The sequence below is a fragment of the Bacillus sp. 22190 genome (assembly GCF_052045575.1).
GTDB classification, from domain to species: domain Bacteria; phylum Bacillota; class Bacilli; order Bacillales; family Bacillaceae; genus Bacillus; species Bacillus altitudinis.
Genome location: NZ_JBQEPF010000008.1, coordinates 1 through 13299, shown reverse-complemented (window position 1 = coordinate 13299; position 13299 = coordinate 1). Strand labels below are relative to the sequence as shown.

Here is a 13299-nt window from a genome sequence, read left to right as displayed (position 1 = left end):
TTTGAACATGAAAAAGGAATATGCAGTCATTGGTCTTGGACGCTTCGGCGGAAGTATCTGCAAGGCGCTAAGCGAAGAAGGACTTGAAGTCATGGCCATGGATATGAATGAAGATCGTGTGAACGAATATGCTAAAATTGCATCACATGCCGTGATTGGTGATTCGACGGACGAATCTGTCCTAAAAAACCTAGGCATCCGCAATTTTGATCATGTGATCGTGGCGATAGGTGAAAACATTCAGGCGAGTATTTTAACAACGATTATGCTGAAAGAGCTTGGTGTCAAAATGGTCACAGTGAAAGCTCAAAATGACTACCATGAAAAGGTTTTGAATAAAATTGGTGCGGACCGTATTGTCCATCCTGAACGAGACATGGGCAGACGGATTGCACATAAAATTATTTCTAACAACGTGCTTGATTATTTAGAGCTGTCAGATGAGTACAGCCTTATTGAAATCGTAGCCAACAGCAGACTTGCTGGGCACTCTTTGTTAGATCTCGACATTCGTGCAAGGTACGGGATCAATATCGTGGCAATTAAGCGCGGGAAAGAAGTGATCGTTTCACCGCTCGCAGATGAAATGATTCAAAAAGAAGATATTCTCATTGTCATTGGGGCAGTAGCAGATATCGGGCGCTTTGAAAAACGGGAAATGCAGAACGACTATTAAACACTCCGAGAAGGGGTGTTTTTTTGCTTTAGAAGTGTACATATGGGGCGGACATTGAGGAAGAGAAAAAAGTGGAAATGAGCCGTTTCCTTTCTGAAAAACAGCAAAATAGATCACGATTATTTTTCAGCAAATTACCACTATTCAGAAATAAAAATCAATCTTTTGATATGGTTGATTTTCTCTAAATGTCATTGACTGGGCAAACAGATTCGTTTACGATAAGAAACATTATATTGTTTACTCGGAGGAGGCAGTGTCGTTGGATAAGGAGCTTTTCAGACATCAAATTGAGGTAGCTGCAAAGAGAAAAAAAGCAGCCCTAGTGATTAAACATGCGAAGGTTATGGACGTGTTTAACCAGGAATGGATAGACGCTGATGTCGCTGTTGAAAATGGAAAAATAGTAGGAATTGGGGAGTATGAGGGAGAACAGGAGCTGGATGCAACAGGTCAAATGCTTGTTCCCGGTTTCATTGACGGCCACGTTCATATCGAATCCTCAATGGTGACTCCTGCTGAATTTTCCAAAGCTGTCGTTCCTCACGGCGTGACAACTGTTGTAACAGACCCGCATGAAATTGCCAATGTATCCGGTGTTGCAGGTATCCGTTTTATGCTCGAAGAAGCGAGAAAAGCTGCTCTAAATATATATTTCATGCTGCCATCCTGTGTACCGGCAGTCAGCTTTGAACGATCAGGTGCTACACTAAAAGCAAAAGATTTAAAGCCTCTTTATCAGGAGAAAGAAGTGCTTGGTCTTGCCGAAGTGATGGATTATGTCGCGGTGGAACAAGCGGAAGAAGATATGCTTCAAAAACTGCTTGATGCTCAACATGAACATAAACTCATTGATGGCCATCTAGCAGGATTAACGGACCGATTAATTAATGTGTACCGAACAGCTAATGTCCAAACAGATCATGAGGTGACAACAGCTCAAGAGGCCCTTGAACGTGTCAAAAGAGGCATGTATGTCATGCTCAGAGAAGGCTCTGTTGCTAAAAACGTGAAAAACGTATTACCTGCTGTCAATGAGAAGAATGCGAGACGCTTTTTCTTTTGTACGGATGATAAACATTTAGATGATTTAATGGCTCAAGGAAGTATTGATGAACAAGTACGGATGTCGATACAAGCAGGATTGGACCCCTTTTTAGCATATCAAATGGGAAGTTTAAACGCAGCGGAGTGTTTCGGTCTCAAAACAAAGGGAGCAATTGCACCAGGCTTTGACGCGGACTTTATGCTCATTTCTGACTTACATGAGGTAGGAATTACAAGCGTCTTTATCGCAGGAGAATTGGTCTCTGAACATGGAGAATATTTGCCAAGTGTCGACAAGATCACGCCAAGTTCTTCGCTCATGCAATCGGTACATGCAGTGGACGTTCAAGAGAAAGATCTAACGCTGCCTATAACAGATCACCAAAAGATGAATGTCATTCGCATTATACCGAATCAGCTTGAAACGAAATTAGAACAAATATCTCCTTCTGGTAGCGATGGACAATTTACGAGTGATATTGATCGAGATGTATTAAAAATAGTGCTTGTCGAACGCCACAAAGGTCTATCTGAAATTGGGATAGGGGTTGTCAGCGGTTTCGGCTTAAAAGAGGGGGCGATTGCAACAACAGTTGCCCATGACTCGCATAACTTAATTGCCGTTGGCACAAATGATGCTGATATGATCAAAGCCATTGAAACGTTAAAAGAAGCAGGGGGTGGTTTGACCGTTGTAAAAGACGGAGAAGTTCTTCATACGCTTCCATTACCGATTTCCGGTTTATTATCAGATCAACCTGCACATACGGTCAATGAAAGCCTTCATGCACTCCATGATGCTTTAAAGGAAACAGGCTTTGTCTTAGACTTTAATCCGTTTTTGACATTATCCTTTTTGGCACTGCCAGTCATTCCTGATGTGAAAATGACAACACAAGGATTGTTTGATGTGAGAAGTTTTCAGCATCTCCCGATTCAATCGTAAAACAATGACTGAACCCGCACGTATCGTACAGATATGCGGGTTTTTTTATTGCGCATAAAAAAGAGACACAGTCAAAAGGCTGTGTCTCCTTGTACGTCATTACACTTCCATAATAATCGGTAAGATCATTGGGCGGCGTCTTGTTTTTTCATAAAGGAAAGGAGCAAGAGTGTCAGTAATCTCGTTCTTAATTTCTGACCATTGAGTCGTCTTGCGTTCCATTACTTTTTCAAGATGCTTTGAAATGAGATCTTGCGCGTCATTAATGAGGTCTCCAGATTCTCTCATGTAGACAAAACCTCTTGAGATTAAATCAGGCCCTGCAGAAATTTTGAATTCTTTCATATCCATGCTGACAACAACAATGACAAGACCTTCTTCTGAAAGAATGCGGCGGTCTCTTAACACGATGTTGCCGATATCACCAATACCGCTACCGTCGATATACACGTTGCCTGATGGAATTTTGCCAGCGACACTTGCTTCGTCACCTTTCAGTGCAAGAACTTCACCGTTATCCATGATAAAGCAGTTTTCCTCAGGAATTCCGCAATCATTCGCAAGTTTAATATGCGTTTTTTGCATGCGGTACTCACCGTGAATCGGCATGAAGAATTTTGGTTTAATTAAACGGAGCATTAGCTTTTGTTCTTCCTGCCCGCCGTGTCCAGAGGTATGAATATTATTGAGTGAGCCATGAATGACTTCAGCACCAGCACGATAAAGCTGGTTAATGGTACGGCTTACGCTAATATTGTTACCTGGGATCGGTGAAGACGAGAAGACAACAGTGTCTCCAGGGTTAATTGAAATCTGGCGGTGCGTACCGTTGGCAATACGTGAAAGAGCGGCCATCGGTTCACCCTGACTACCAGTACAAAGAATGGTTACTTTGTTGGCTGGAAGGCGGTTGATTTCATTGTGTTCAATGAATGTGTTTTTTGGACATTTGATATATCCGAGCTCTTGTCCAATATCAATGGCAGACTCCATGCTGCGCCCAAACACAGCGACTTTTCGGCCGTTGGCAACAGCTGACTCGATGACTTGCTGAAGTCTGTGAATGTTAGATGCAAATGTAGCAAAGATAATACGTCCATCTACTTTTCTGAAGATGTCATCAATGCTTTCACCTACACGTCTTTCGGACATCGTAAATTCTGGAATTTCACTATTTGTACTGTCAGATAGAAGACAAAGAACGCCTTCTTTCCCGATCTCAGCCATTTTCGTTAAATTGGCAGGCTCGCCAACAGGAGTAAAGTCAAACTTGAAATCGCCTGTATGTACGATGTTACCAGGAGGTGTCTTCACGACAATTCCATAAGAATCTGGGATACTGTGCGTCGTTCTAAAGAAAGACACAGCTGTTTTTCTAAATTTGATCGTATCTTCTTCTTCAAAGATGTGAAGTTTGGTCTGTCTTAATAGACCATGCTCTTCCAATTTGTTACGAAGTAGGCCGATTGCGAGTTTGCCTCCGTAAACTGGAATATTCACTTGCTTGAGAAGGTAAGGGATACCGCCGATGTGGTCTTCATGTCCATGAGTAATAAAAAGACCTTTGATTTTATCTTCGTTTTTAACTAAATACGTATAGTCAGGGATGACGTAATCAATTCCAAGAAGTTCATCTTCAGGGAACTTAATACCAGCATCAATCAAAATGATTTCATCTTGAAATTGAACGCCATACGTGTTTTTACCGATCTCGCCTAATCCGCCGAGCGCAAAAACTGCCGCCTGATCGTTTTTTACAAATTTCATTCCTCTCATAGCTCCAATACTTTAAAATTTTCACTTTCTCGTTCATAGTCTAAAAAAGCACCGTCTACAGGCTGAATGAATTCAATATTGTAGTTATGTTTTTTCAACTTATCGCGTACGTCTCTTTCAGAAACCGCTTCAACGTATAGTGAATCTGTGTGTTCTCTCACAGGTACCTCAGTCGTACTTGCCTGAAAAAATACCTTATATATCATCCAAATCTCTCCTTAAATACCGTATGTTACACTCGCTTATTCTATTATATTAAAAAAACGCGCATAAGAAAAGTCTCAGAGAAAAAAGGACCTTCAGCAAATGTGCGGAAGATCCTTTTAAGCAATCGATTTTTTACGAAGCATGTCCTTCCATTGTCTTCGAATTTTCTTGCGCAGACGACGAAGCATCGCGGATCGCCTCCTTTCGGTATGAGTCTCATTCAGCCATTTGTTCCGTTCTCTCTATATACTTGTATTATATGATGTTTCCACTTAATGTTACATGGTTATATGTGGGAAATGGGCGTTTTAAGAGGAAGTGGTTTCGTCAGTGAAGATCTTTCTGTATGATGAAGGGGAGAGGGTATACATAACAAGAGACAGGAGACGAGATATGAATAAAAAAGTCATCTTCTTTGATATCGACGGTACTTTATATGACCATGATAAAAAAATACCTGAATCAACGAAGCGAGCTGTTCGTTTATTAAAAGAAAAAGGGCATCATCTCTTCATTGCATCTGGCCGTTCGCCTTTTCTCATCCAACCTATTTTAGAAGAAATAGGGCTTGACTCATTTATTGCTTATAACGGTCAGTATGTCATGTACGAAGGAGAAGTCATTTACGGCAATCCGCTTAAGCAAGAGCTAATGGATAAAATTTATGAAACAGCGGATCAACATGATCATCCGCTTGTTTTCATGGGAGAGAAGACGATGAAGGCGTCTGTGCCGAACCATCCATTTATCCACGAAGGGATTGGCACTTTAAAAACAGAGCATCCCGAGCATGATTTGTCATTCTTTAAAGAAAACGTCATTTATCAAATGCTGCTATTTTGTAAAGCAGAAGAGGAACACCAATATGAAGCGTTCCGTGAAGAAATTGATCTCGTCAGGTGGCATGAGCTGTCTACTGATGTCCTGCCAAAAGGTGGATCAAAGGCTGAAGGAATTAAACGAGTCATTGAAAGACTTCCGTACGATCAAAAGGACACAATTGCCTTCGGTGACGGGCTGAACGATCGAGAAATGATTTCGTTTGTTGGAACAGGCGTTGCGATGGGGAATGCAGTCAATGAATTAAAAACATTAGCTGACTTTGTCACCAAACCTGTAGATGAGGATGGCATATTCCACGCTGTGACTGAATTAGGCCTTATTGAAGAATAAAAAACAAGACCCGCTGATGGACGGGTCTTGTTTTTATTCTATGATCTGCCGATCGCAACCGCGTTGTCTGGCTCGGCGAATGGATGATCTTTTTGAATATGATCATAAAACATAATGCCATTTAAGTGGTCAATTTCATGCTGAAAAACGATGGCCGGAAACCCTTTGAGGCGAATATCAATGTCTTCACCTTCAAGCGTTGTACCTTTCACCCTGATTTTTTCATAGCGCGGGACGAATCCAGGGATGGCTTCATCAACAGATAAACAGCCTTCTCCAGTAGCTAAATAAGCTCTTTTGACTGAATGGCTAACAATGCGAGGATTGAATAATGCATAGCTATAAAGTTCTCCGCCTTCGTCTTCACAGTGAACAGCAATCATTCGTTTACTGATATTGATTTGCGGAGCTGCTAGGCCAACACCGGGTCTAAGTTCATATTTTTCAGCAATATCTGCATCCTGACTGTTTTTGACAAATTCAATCATGTCAGCTAATTGCTGTTTTTCTTCTTCTGTTGGCGGGAGTTCGACCGCTTCAGCTGTTTGTCTTAAGACGGGATGCCCGTCTCGTACGATATCATCCATGGTAATCACAAAACTTCACTCCTATTTCCTTTGTATGTAAAGTATATAAAATGATACACGACATATGCAATGAAATAAAGAAGACCGGTCGTATGAGACCGGTCAGAGGCTTATTCAGCTATTAGCAGCAGCCACCGCCGCCTAAGAATGCTGCGCCAACAATGATCAATAGAATGAATAGGACGACGATTAAAGCGAATGTACGTCCACCACCGTAACCGCAACCGTATCCACCACCATAACTTGGATAGCAACAACCGCCGCCGTATCCATAACCGTAACCGCCGTATCCACCATACATACTTCCATGACTATAATTAGACATACTTTTGACCTCCTTTGGAAATACACTCGGCCTCTCATAAGTGAAGGCGAAGCGTGTAATATAAACTATGTATGAATGCACTATTTGTATAGTCATGAGCCTAGAGCATGAAAAAAATCTTCTTTCCCCTCAAAAAACCAACCTCTTTCCTTGTCACAACCGCCCTGAAAAATTATAGTGGTATGTGGAGATGTAAAGGGGGACCTTGTAATTGAAACAGATGAAAAGAAGAATAAAAGCAGGTGCAGCTTTAGCGGGGGTATGTACCCTCTTGCTTGCGGGCTGCGGAGGTCAAAATCCGCTTTATGAGATGCAAGATGCCATGACGAAAATGAGCGAAAAAGAAGCATCCTTTGAAAAAGAACAAGGCGCACTGCAAAGCTATGAGAAAAAAGAGCAGCAGTTGTATAAAAAAATGATTCAAACAACAAAAGACCACACAAAAACAGTCTCAAACTTGTCTGATCAAGCATTAGCATCGGCAGAAAAGCGTGAAGAACATTTAAAAACAGAAAAAGACAGCATGGATCAATCGAAAAAAGAATTTCAATCTGTAAAAGAATTCGCTGGACAGATAAAAGATGCGGAAGTAAAAGACAAAGCAGAACAAACAGTCAAATCAATTGAAAAAAGATATGCATCGTATGATCAGCTTTACCGTGAGTATCAAAAGGCGCTGAAACAAGACAAGCACTTGTATGAATCTTTAAAAAGAAAAGACTTAGGATACGCTGAACTGAAATCCAAACTGAAAACAGTCAATCGTTCCTATAGTAAAGTGAGAAAAGAAAGCAAGAAGTTCAATCAATATACAGATCAATTGAACGAATATAAACAAGCTTTATACAAAACAGCTCAGAAAGAATCACAAAACAGTTAAAAACAGTACTTGCATATTTGCTGCTAGTTTTGTTTATCTCTGCTACTCACAAAGTGCCTGCGTGTCGTTACTCGTTTTTCCAAGATATCAAACTGAAAAGAAGAGAAAGGGTTAAAATGAAGTTCATTTTAGCCCTTTGTCCATCACGATCAAAAGAGCTAAAAATAGCTCTTTTTTTATTTTTCGACAAAAACAAACATCTGCTATTGTAGTACAGTGACCCACTCTATACTAGTACAGTTTGTGCTGTTGATTAAACAGATTGATACAGGTCACCATAAAAAGTAAAGCGAATACATTTATTTAAATAAAGCCGTTAAATCAATTGACGGACTATTTTTCTTGTTGTAAACTATTCCTTGTTAACAGAAGTTGTATTAGTTTTTTGTGAACTATCGTTAATACAGTTAGAAAAACTCAAAAGCAAGCGATCATCCAATGTTTCGACAATGATCTTTGTGGCTAATATATACAGGAGTCATATGAGCATTTTGGGTTATCCTATATCTGTATGTATAAATGGATTCACGACAAATTGACTGTTAAAAGAAAGGAAGAGGTGACTTTAGAATGGCTGCAAAAACAAAAAAAGCAATTGTTGATAGCAAAAAGCAATTCGATGCCATCAAAAAGCAGTTTGAAACGTTCCAAATTTTAAACGAAAAAGGCGAAGTCGTAAACGAAGCGGCAATGCCAGATCTTTCAGATGACCAATTAAAAGAATTAATGCGCCGTATGGTGTTTACACGTGTATTAGATCAACGTTCAATTTCATTGAACCGTCAAGGACGTCTTGGCTTCTATGCGCCAACAGCTGGACAAGAAGCTTCTCAGCTTGCAACTCACTTTGCACTTGAGAAAGAAGATTTCATTCTTCCAGGATATCGTGATGTACCACAATTAATCTGGCATGGTCTTCCACTAACAAAAGCATTCTTGTTCTCTCGTGGACACTTTGTTGGAAACCAAATGCCTGAAGATGTGAATGCACTTTCTCCGCAAATCATTATCGGTGCACAAATCATTCAAGCTGCTGGTGTAGCTCTTGGTTTGAAAAAGCGCGGTAAAAATGCTGTTGCAATCACTTACACTGGTGATGGTGGAGCTTCACAAGGTGATTTCTACGAAGGTATTAACTTTGCAGGGGCTTACAAAGCGCCAGCGATTTTTGTTGTCCAAAACAACAGATATGCGATCTCTACACCTGTTGAAAAGCAATCTGCTGCACAAACGATTGCACAAAAAGCAGCTGCAGCTGGTATCGTAGGCGTACAAGTTGACGGTATGGATGCATTAGCTGTATACGCAGCGACTGCTGAAGCTCGTGAGCGTGCTGTAAATGGTGAAGGTCCAACATTAATTGAAACTCTTACATTCCGTTACGGCCCACATACAATGGCTGGTGACGATCCAACAAGATATCGTACAAAAGAAGATGAAAATGAGTGGGAGCAAAAAGATCCATTGGTACGCTACCGCAAATTCTTGGAAAACAAAGGCCTTTGGTCTGAAGAAGAAGAGAATAAAGTCATCGAAGATGCAAAAGAACAAATCAAACAAGCAATCAAAGAAGCTGACGAACAGCCTAAGCAGAAAGTCACTGATTTGATTGAAAACATGTACGATGTGAAACCATTTAACTTGGTTGAACAGCTTGAAATCTACAAACAGAAGGAGTCGAAGTAAGCCATGGCGCAAATGACATTGATTCAAGCGATCACTGATGCGTTACGCACAGAACTGAAAAATGACGAAAACGTTCTTGTTTTCGGAGAAGACGTTGGTAAAAACGGCGGCGTATTCCGTGCGACTGAAGGATTGCAAAAAGAGTTTGGTGAGGATCGTGTATTCGATACTCCACTTGCTGAATCTGGTATTGGCGGTCTTGCAATTGGCCTTGGACTACAAGAATTCCGCCCAGTAATGGAAATTCAATTCTTCGGATTCGTTTACGAAGTATTAGATTCTGTTTCTGGACAAATGGCTCGTATGCGTTACCGTTCTGGTGGACGCTGGCATTCTCCAGTGACAATCCGTTCTCCATTTGGCGGAGGAGTTCACACACCTGAGCTTCACGCTGATAGCTTAGAAGGTCTTATTGCACAACAGCCTGGTATCAAGGTTGTTATTCCTTCAACACCTTACGATGCAAAAGGACTATTAATTTCTGCAATCCGTGACAACGATCCGGTTGTATTCCTTGAGCATATGAAACTTTATCGTTCTTTCCGTCAGGAAGTTCCTGAAGAAGAGTACACAATTGAAATCGGTAAAGCTGACGTGAAACGTGAAGGTTCTGACCTTTCAATCATCACTTACGGTGCAATGGTTCACGAATCACTTAAAGCTGCTGAAGAACTTGAAAAAGAAGGCGTTTCTGCTGAGGTCGTTGACCTTCGTACAGTGAGCCCGCTTGATATTGAAACAATCATCGCTTCTGTTGAAAAAACAGGTCGTGCGATCGTTGTTCAAGAAGCACAAAAACAAGCTGGTATTGCAGCAAACGTAGTAGCTGAAATCAATGATAGAGCAATTCTTAGCCTTGAAGCACCAGTACTTCGTGTAGCTGCACCTGATACTGTATTTGCTTTCTCTCAAGCTGAGAGCGTATGGCTTCCAAACCATAAAGACGTGCTTGAAACAGCTAAGAAAGTTCTTGAATTTTAATTAAATGACAGAGGGGAAAAGAATTTATTTCTCTTCCCCTTTATCAATTACATGACCGTGTAATGTTGACAGAACAAGGGTTTAACATAATCTAGGAGGCGAAAAACAGTGGCATTTGAATTTAAACTTCCGGACATCGGAGAAGGTATCCACGAAGGTGAGATCGTTAAGTGGTTTGTAAAACCAAACGACGAAATCAATGAAGATGACGTTTTAGCAGAGGTACAAAATGATAAAGCAGTTGTAGAAATTCCTTCACCTGTTAAAGGAAAAGTATTAGAATTAAAAGTTGAAGAGGGAACAGTTGCAACTGTAGGACAAACAATCATTACGTTTGATGCACCTGGTTACGAAAATCTTCAATTTAAAGGCAGCGAAGAAGAAGGCGAAGCGAAAACTGAAGCTCAAGTACAAGGTACTGCTGAAGCTGGTAACGAGCCTGAAAAGAAAGAAGTTGCTCAAGAAGAAGCGGCAGCAGCAACTGGTGCTGGCGCACAAGAGCAAGTAGATGCTGATCCTAACAAACGCGTTATTGCTATGCCATCTGTACGTAAATATGCGCGTGAAAAAGGCGTTGAAATTTACAAAGTTGCAGGTACTGGTAAAAATGGCCGCGTGCTAAAAGAAGATATCGACAGCTTCCTTAATGGCGGTTCTGCAGCAACTCAAGAAGCAGCACCTCAAGCAGCTGAAAGTGCGAAAGAAGAAGCAGCTCCAAAAGCGGCAGCAGCTCCAATTCTAGAAGGAGAATTCCCAGAAACTCGCGAGAAAATGAGCGGAATCCGCAAAGCGATCGCGAAAGCAATGGTGAACTCTAAGCACACAGCTCCTCACGTAACATTAATGGATGAAGTTGATGTAACAAACCTTGTTGCACATCGTAAACAATTCAAACAAGTTGCAGCTGATCAAGGAATCAAGTTAACTTACTTGCCTTACGTTGTAAAAGCTCTAACTTCTGCTTTGAAAAAGTACCCAGTACTTAACACTTCTATCGATGATAAAACAGATGAAGTTGTTCAAAAGCATTACTACAACATCGGAATTGCAGCTGATACTGAAAAAGGCTTGCTTGTTCCAGTTGTGAAAAATGCAGATCGCAAAGCGATTTTCGAAGTATCTAACGAAATCAACGAGCTTGCAACAAAAGCACGTGATGGTAAATTGGCTCCAGCTGAAATGAAGGGTGCATCTTGCACAATCACAAACATCGGTTCTGCTGGTGGACAATGGTTTACTCCAGTCATCAACCACCCAGAAGTAGCGATCCTTGGTATTGGCCGTATCGCTGAAAAAGCGGTTGTTCGTGATGGCGAAATCGTTGCAGCTCCAGTCTTAGCTCTTTCCCTAAGCTTTGACCACCGTATGATTGATGGAGCTACTGCGCAAAATGCCCTTAACCACATCAAGCGTTTATTGAATGATCCACAATTAATTTTAATGGAGGCGTAAATTCATGGTAGTAGGAGATTTCCCAATCGAAACAGATACTCTTGTCATCGGTGCAGGTCCTGGTGGATATGTAGCTGCTATTCGTGCTGCACAGCTAGGACAAAAAGTAACAATCGTTGAAAAAGGAACACTTGGCGGCGTATGTCTAAACGTCGGCTGTATCCCTTCAAAAGCATTGATCAATGCTGGACATCGTTTCGAGAATGCAAAGCATTCTGAAGACATGGGTATCAAAGCTGAAAACGTAACAGTTGATTTCACAAAAGTTCAAGAGTGGAAAGCTTCTGTTGTCAACAAATTAACAGGTGGAGTTCAAGGTCTTCTAAAAGGAAATAAAGTAGACATCGTCAAAGGTGAAGCTTATTTCGTAGACAGCAACTCTGTACGTGTCATGGATGAAAATTCAGCGCAGACTTATACATTTAAAAATGCAATTCTTGCAACTGGATCTCGTCCAATCGAATTGCCTACATTTAAATACACAGACCGCGTGATTAACTCAACTGGTGCTTTAGCGCTTAAAGAAGTACCTAAAAAGTTAGTTGTCATCGGTGGTGGATACATCGGTACTGAGCTTGGTACTGCTTATGCGAACTTTGGAACAGAAGTTGTCATCCTTGAAGGTGGAGACGAAATCCTTCCAGGTTTTGAAAAGCAAATGAGCTCTTTAGTGAAACGTAACCTGAAGAAAAAAGGAAACGTTGAAATTCATACAAACGCTCTTGCAAAAGGCGTTGAAGAAAAATCTGACGGTGTCACTGTTACTTTCGAAGTAAAAGGTGAAGAAAAAACTGTCGATGCTGACTACGTACTTGTGACTGTTGGTCGTCGTCCAAACACAGATGAGCTTGGTCTTGAGCAAGTTGGTGTTGAATTGACAGACCGCGGAGTTGTCAAAACTGACAAACAATGCCGTACAAGCGTTTCAAACATCTATGCAATTGGTGACATCGTTGATGGACCACCACTTGCACACAAAGCTTCTTACGAAGGTAAAATTGCTGCTGAAGCAATCGCTGGAGAGCCAGCTGAAATTGATTACCTTGGTATTCCTGCTGTTGTATTCTCTGAGCCAGAACTTGCAACTGTTGGATACACTGAAGCAGAAGCAAAAGAAGAAGGAATCGACATCGTTGCAGCGAAATTCCCATTCGCAGCAAACGGACGTGCACTTTCTCTTGATGCAACTGATGGCTTCATGAAAATGATCACTCGTAAAGAGGATGGTCTAGTGATCGGTGCACAAATCGCAGGTGTTGGCGCTTCTGATATGATTTCAGAGCTTAGCCTTGCAATTGAAGCTGGAGTGACAGCTGAAGATATCGCAATGACAATTCACGCTCACCCAACTTTAGGTGAAATCACAATGGAAACGGCTGAAGTAGCAATCGGAAGCCCAATCCATATCGTAAAATAATGAACGTTGAAACCCTCTCCACACGGAGAGGGTTTCAGATTGTTGACTAAGGGCTAAAATGAACTTGATTTTAGCCCTTTGTCTTCTTTTCAGCGTGATAGAAAACCTTTGCAGCCCTAGGAAGGACGAGTACTGGCGCGGAGCGA

The 13299-nt window shown here is 41.3% G+C and carries 12 protein-coding genes; 8 read left to right on the top strand and 4 right to left on the bottom strand.

What is annotated here, in order from left to right; all coding sequences use genetic code 11:
- Positions 1–7 precede the first annotated feature (7 nt).
- Both ACTJKA_RS12315 and ade read left to right on the top strand, forming a co-directional pair.
- Entirely contained in the window at positions 8–676 is a 669-nt protein-coding gene (locus ACTJKA_RS12315; protein WP_008345123.1) for a potassium channel family protein, read from the top strand.
- A 262-nt stretch (positions 677–938) separates the two neighbouring features.
- A complete protein-coding gene (gene ade, locus ACTJKA_RS12310; RefSeq protein ID WP_272511469.1) occupies positions 939–2669 on the top strand; it encodes an adenine deaminase in 1731 nt (576 codons plus the stop codon).
- Positions 2670–2768: 99 nt separating this feature from the next.
- Here ade and rnjA read toward each other — a convergent pair whose 3' ends face one another.
- Entirely contained in the window at positions 2769–4436 is a 1668-nt protein-coding gene (gene rnjA / locus ACTJKA_RS12305) for a ribonuclease J1 (protein ID WP_008345116.1), read from the bottom strand.
- A gap of 5 nt (positions 4437–4441) precedes the next feature.
- Positions 4442–4651 carry a DNA-dependent RNA polymerase subunit epsilon gene (locus ACTJKA_RS12300; protein ID WP_008345114.1) on the bottom strand — a complete coding sequence of 70 codons (210 nt, stop codon included), beginning with the start codon at positions 4649–4651 and terminating at the stop codon, positions 4442–4444.
- Between the two features lie 394 nt (positions 4652–5045).
- On the opposite strand from ACTJKA_RS12300, the gene ACTJKA_RS12295 reads away from it, so the two are divergent.
- Positions 5046–5825 carry a Cof-type HAD-IIB family hydrolase gene (locus ACTJKA_RS12295; RefSeq protein WP_008345112.1) on the top strand — a complete coding sequence of 260 codons (780 nt, stop codon included), beginning with the start codon at positions 5046–5048 and terminating at the stop codon, positions 5823–5825.
- Positions 5826–5863: 38 nt separating this feature from the next.
- On the opposite strand, the gene def is transcribed toward ACTJKA_RS12295, so the two are convergent.
- Positions 5864–6421, bottom strand: coding sequence for a peptide deformylase (def, locus tag ACTJKA_RS12290; protein WP_008345111.1), 558 nt, complete (start codon positions 6419–6421; stop codon positions 5864–5866).
- A gap of 112 nt (positions 6422–6533) precedes the next feature.
- Positions 6534–6713: a YjcZ family sporulation protein gene (locus ACTJKA_RS12285; RefSeq protein WP_026050085.1), complete on the bottom strand. Its 180-nt coding sequence runs from the start codon at positions 6711–6713 to the stop codon at positions 6534–6536.
- Positions 6714–6948: 235 nt separating this feature from the next.
- Here ACTJKA_RS12285 and ACTJKA_RS12280 point away from each other — a divergent pair, with 235 nt between their 5' ends.
- From ACTJKA_RS12280 to lpdA, 5 genes are all read left to right on the top strand, one after another.
- The gene (locus ACTJKA_RS12280) at positions 6949–7617 is read left to right on the top strand and encodes a YkyA family protein (RefSeq protein ID WP_326848825.1); all 669 of its coding nucleotides are present in this window, start codon (positions 6949–6951) and stop codon (positions 7615–7617) included.
- A 570-nt stretch (positions 7618–8187) separates the two neighbouring features.
- Complete coding sequence (pdhA, locus tag ACTJKA_RS12275) at positions 8188–9303, top strand: pyruvate dehydrogenase (acetyl-transferring) E1 component subunit alpha (RefSeq protein WP_007498599.1); 1116 nt, start codon at positions 8188–8190, stop codon at positions 9301–9303.
- 3 nt (positions 9304–9306) lie between these two features.
- Positions 9307–10284 carry a pyruvate dehydrogenase complex E1 component subunit beta gene (pdhB, locus tag ACTJKA_RS12270; protein WP_007498597.1) on the top strand — a complete coding sequence of 326 codons (978 nt, stop codon included), beginning with the start codon at positions 9307–9309 and terminating at the stop codon, positions 10282–10284.
- A gap of 108 nt (positions 10285–10392) precedes the next feature.
- The gene (locus tag ACTJKA_RS12265; RefSeq protein ID WP_440607784.1) at positions 10393–11736 is read left to right on the top strand and encodes a dihydrolipoamide acetyltransferase family protein; all 1344 of its coding nucleotides are present in this window, start codon (positions 10393–10395) and stop codon (positions 11734–11736) included.
- A 4-nt stretch (positions 11737–11740) separates the two neighbouring features.
- Positions 11741–13153, top strand: coding sequence for a dihydrolipoyl dehydrogenase (lpdA, locus tag ACTJKA_RS12260; protein ID WP_003211097.1), 1413 nt, complete (start codon positions 11741–11743; stop codon positions 13151–13153).
- Positions 13154–13299 lie beyond the last annotated feature (146 nt).

Excerpts from the sequence above, each read along its gene's own strand:
- ACTJKA_RS12315 (WP_008345123.1), top strand. The coding sequence starts at position 8 with ATGAAAAAGGAATATGCAGTCATTGGTCTTGGACGCTTCGGCGGAAGT.
- rnjA (WP_008345116.1), bottom strand. The coding sequence starts at position 4,436 with ATGAAATTTGTAAAAAACGATCAGGCGGCAGTTTTTGCGCTCGGCGGA.
- ACTJKA_RS12300 (WP_008345114.1), bottom strand. The coding sequence starts at position 4,651 with ATGATATATAAGGTATTTTTTCAGGCAAGTACGACTGAGGTACCTGTG.
- ACTJKA_RS12295 (WP_008345112.1), top strand. The coding sequence starts at position 5,046 with ATGAATAAAAAAGTCATCTTCTTTGATATCGACGGTACTTTATATGAC.
- ACTJKA_RS12285 (WP_026050085.1), bottom strand. The coding sequence starts at position 6,713 with ATGTATGGTGGATACGGCGGTTACGGTTATGGATACGGCGGCGGTTGT.
- pdhA (WP_007498599.1), top strand. The coding sequence starts at position 8,188 with ATGGCTGCAAAAACAAAAAAAGCAATTGTTGATAGCAAAAAGCAATTC.
- pdhB (WP_007498597.1), top strand. The coding sequence starts at position 9,307 with ATGGCGCAAATGACATTGATTCAAGCGATCACTGATGCGTTACGCACA.
- lpdA (WP_003211097.1), top strand. The coding sequence starts at position 11,741 with ATGGTAGTAGGAGATTTCCCAATCGAAACAGATACTCTTGTCATCGGT.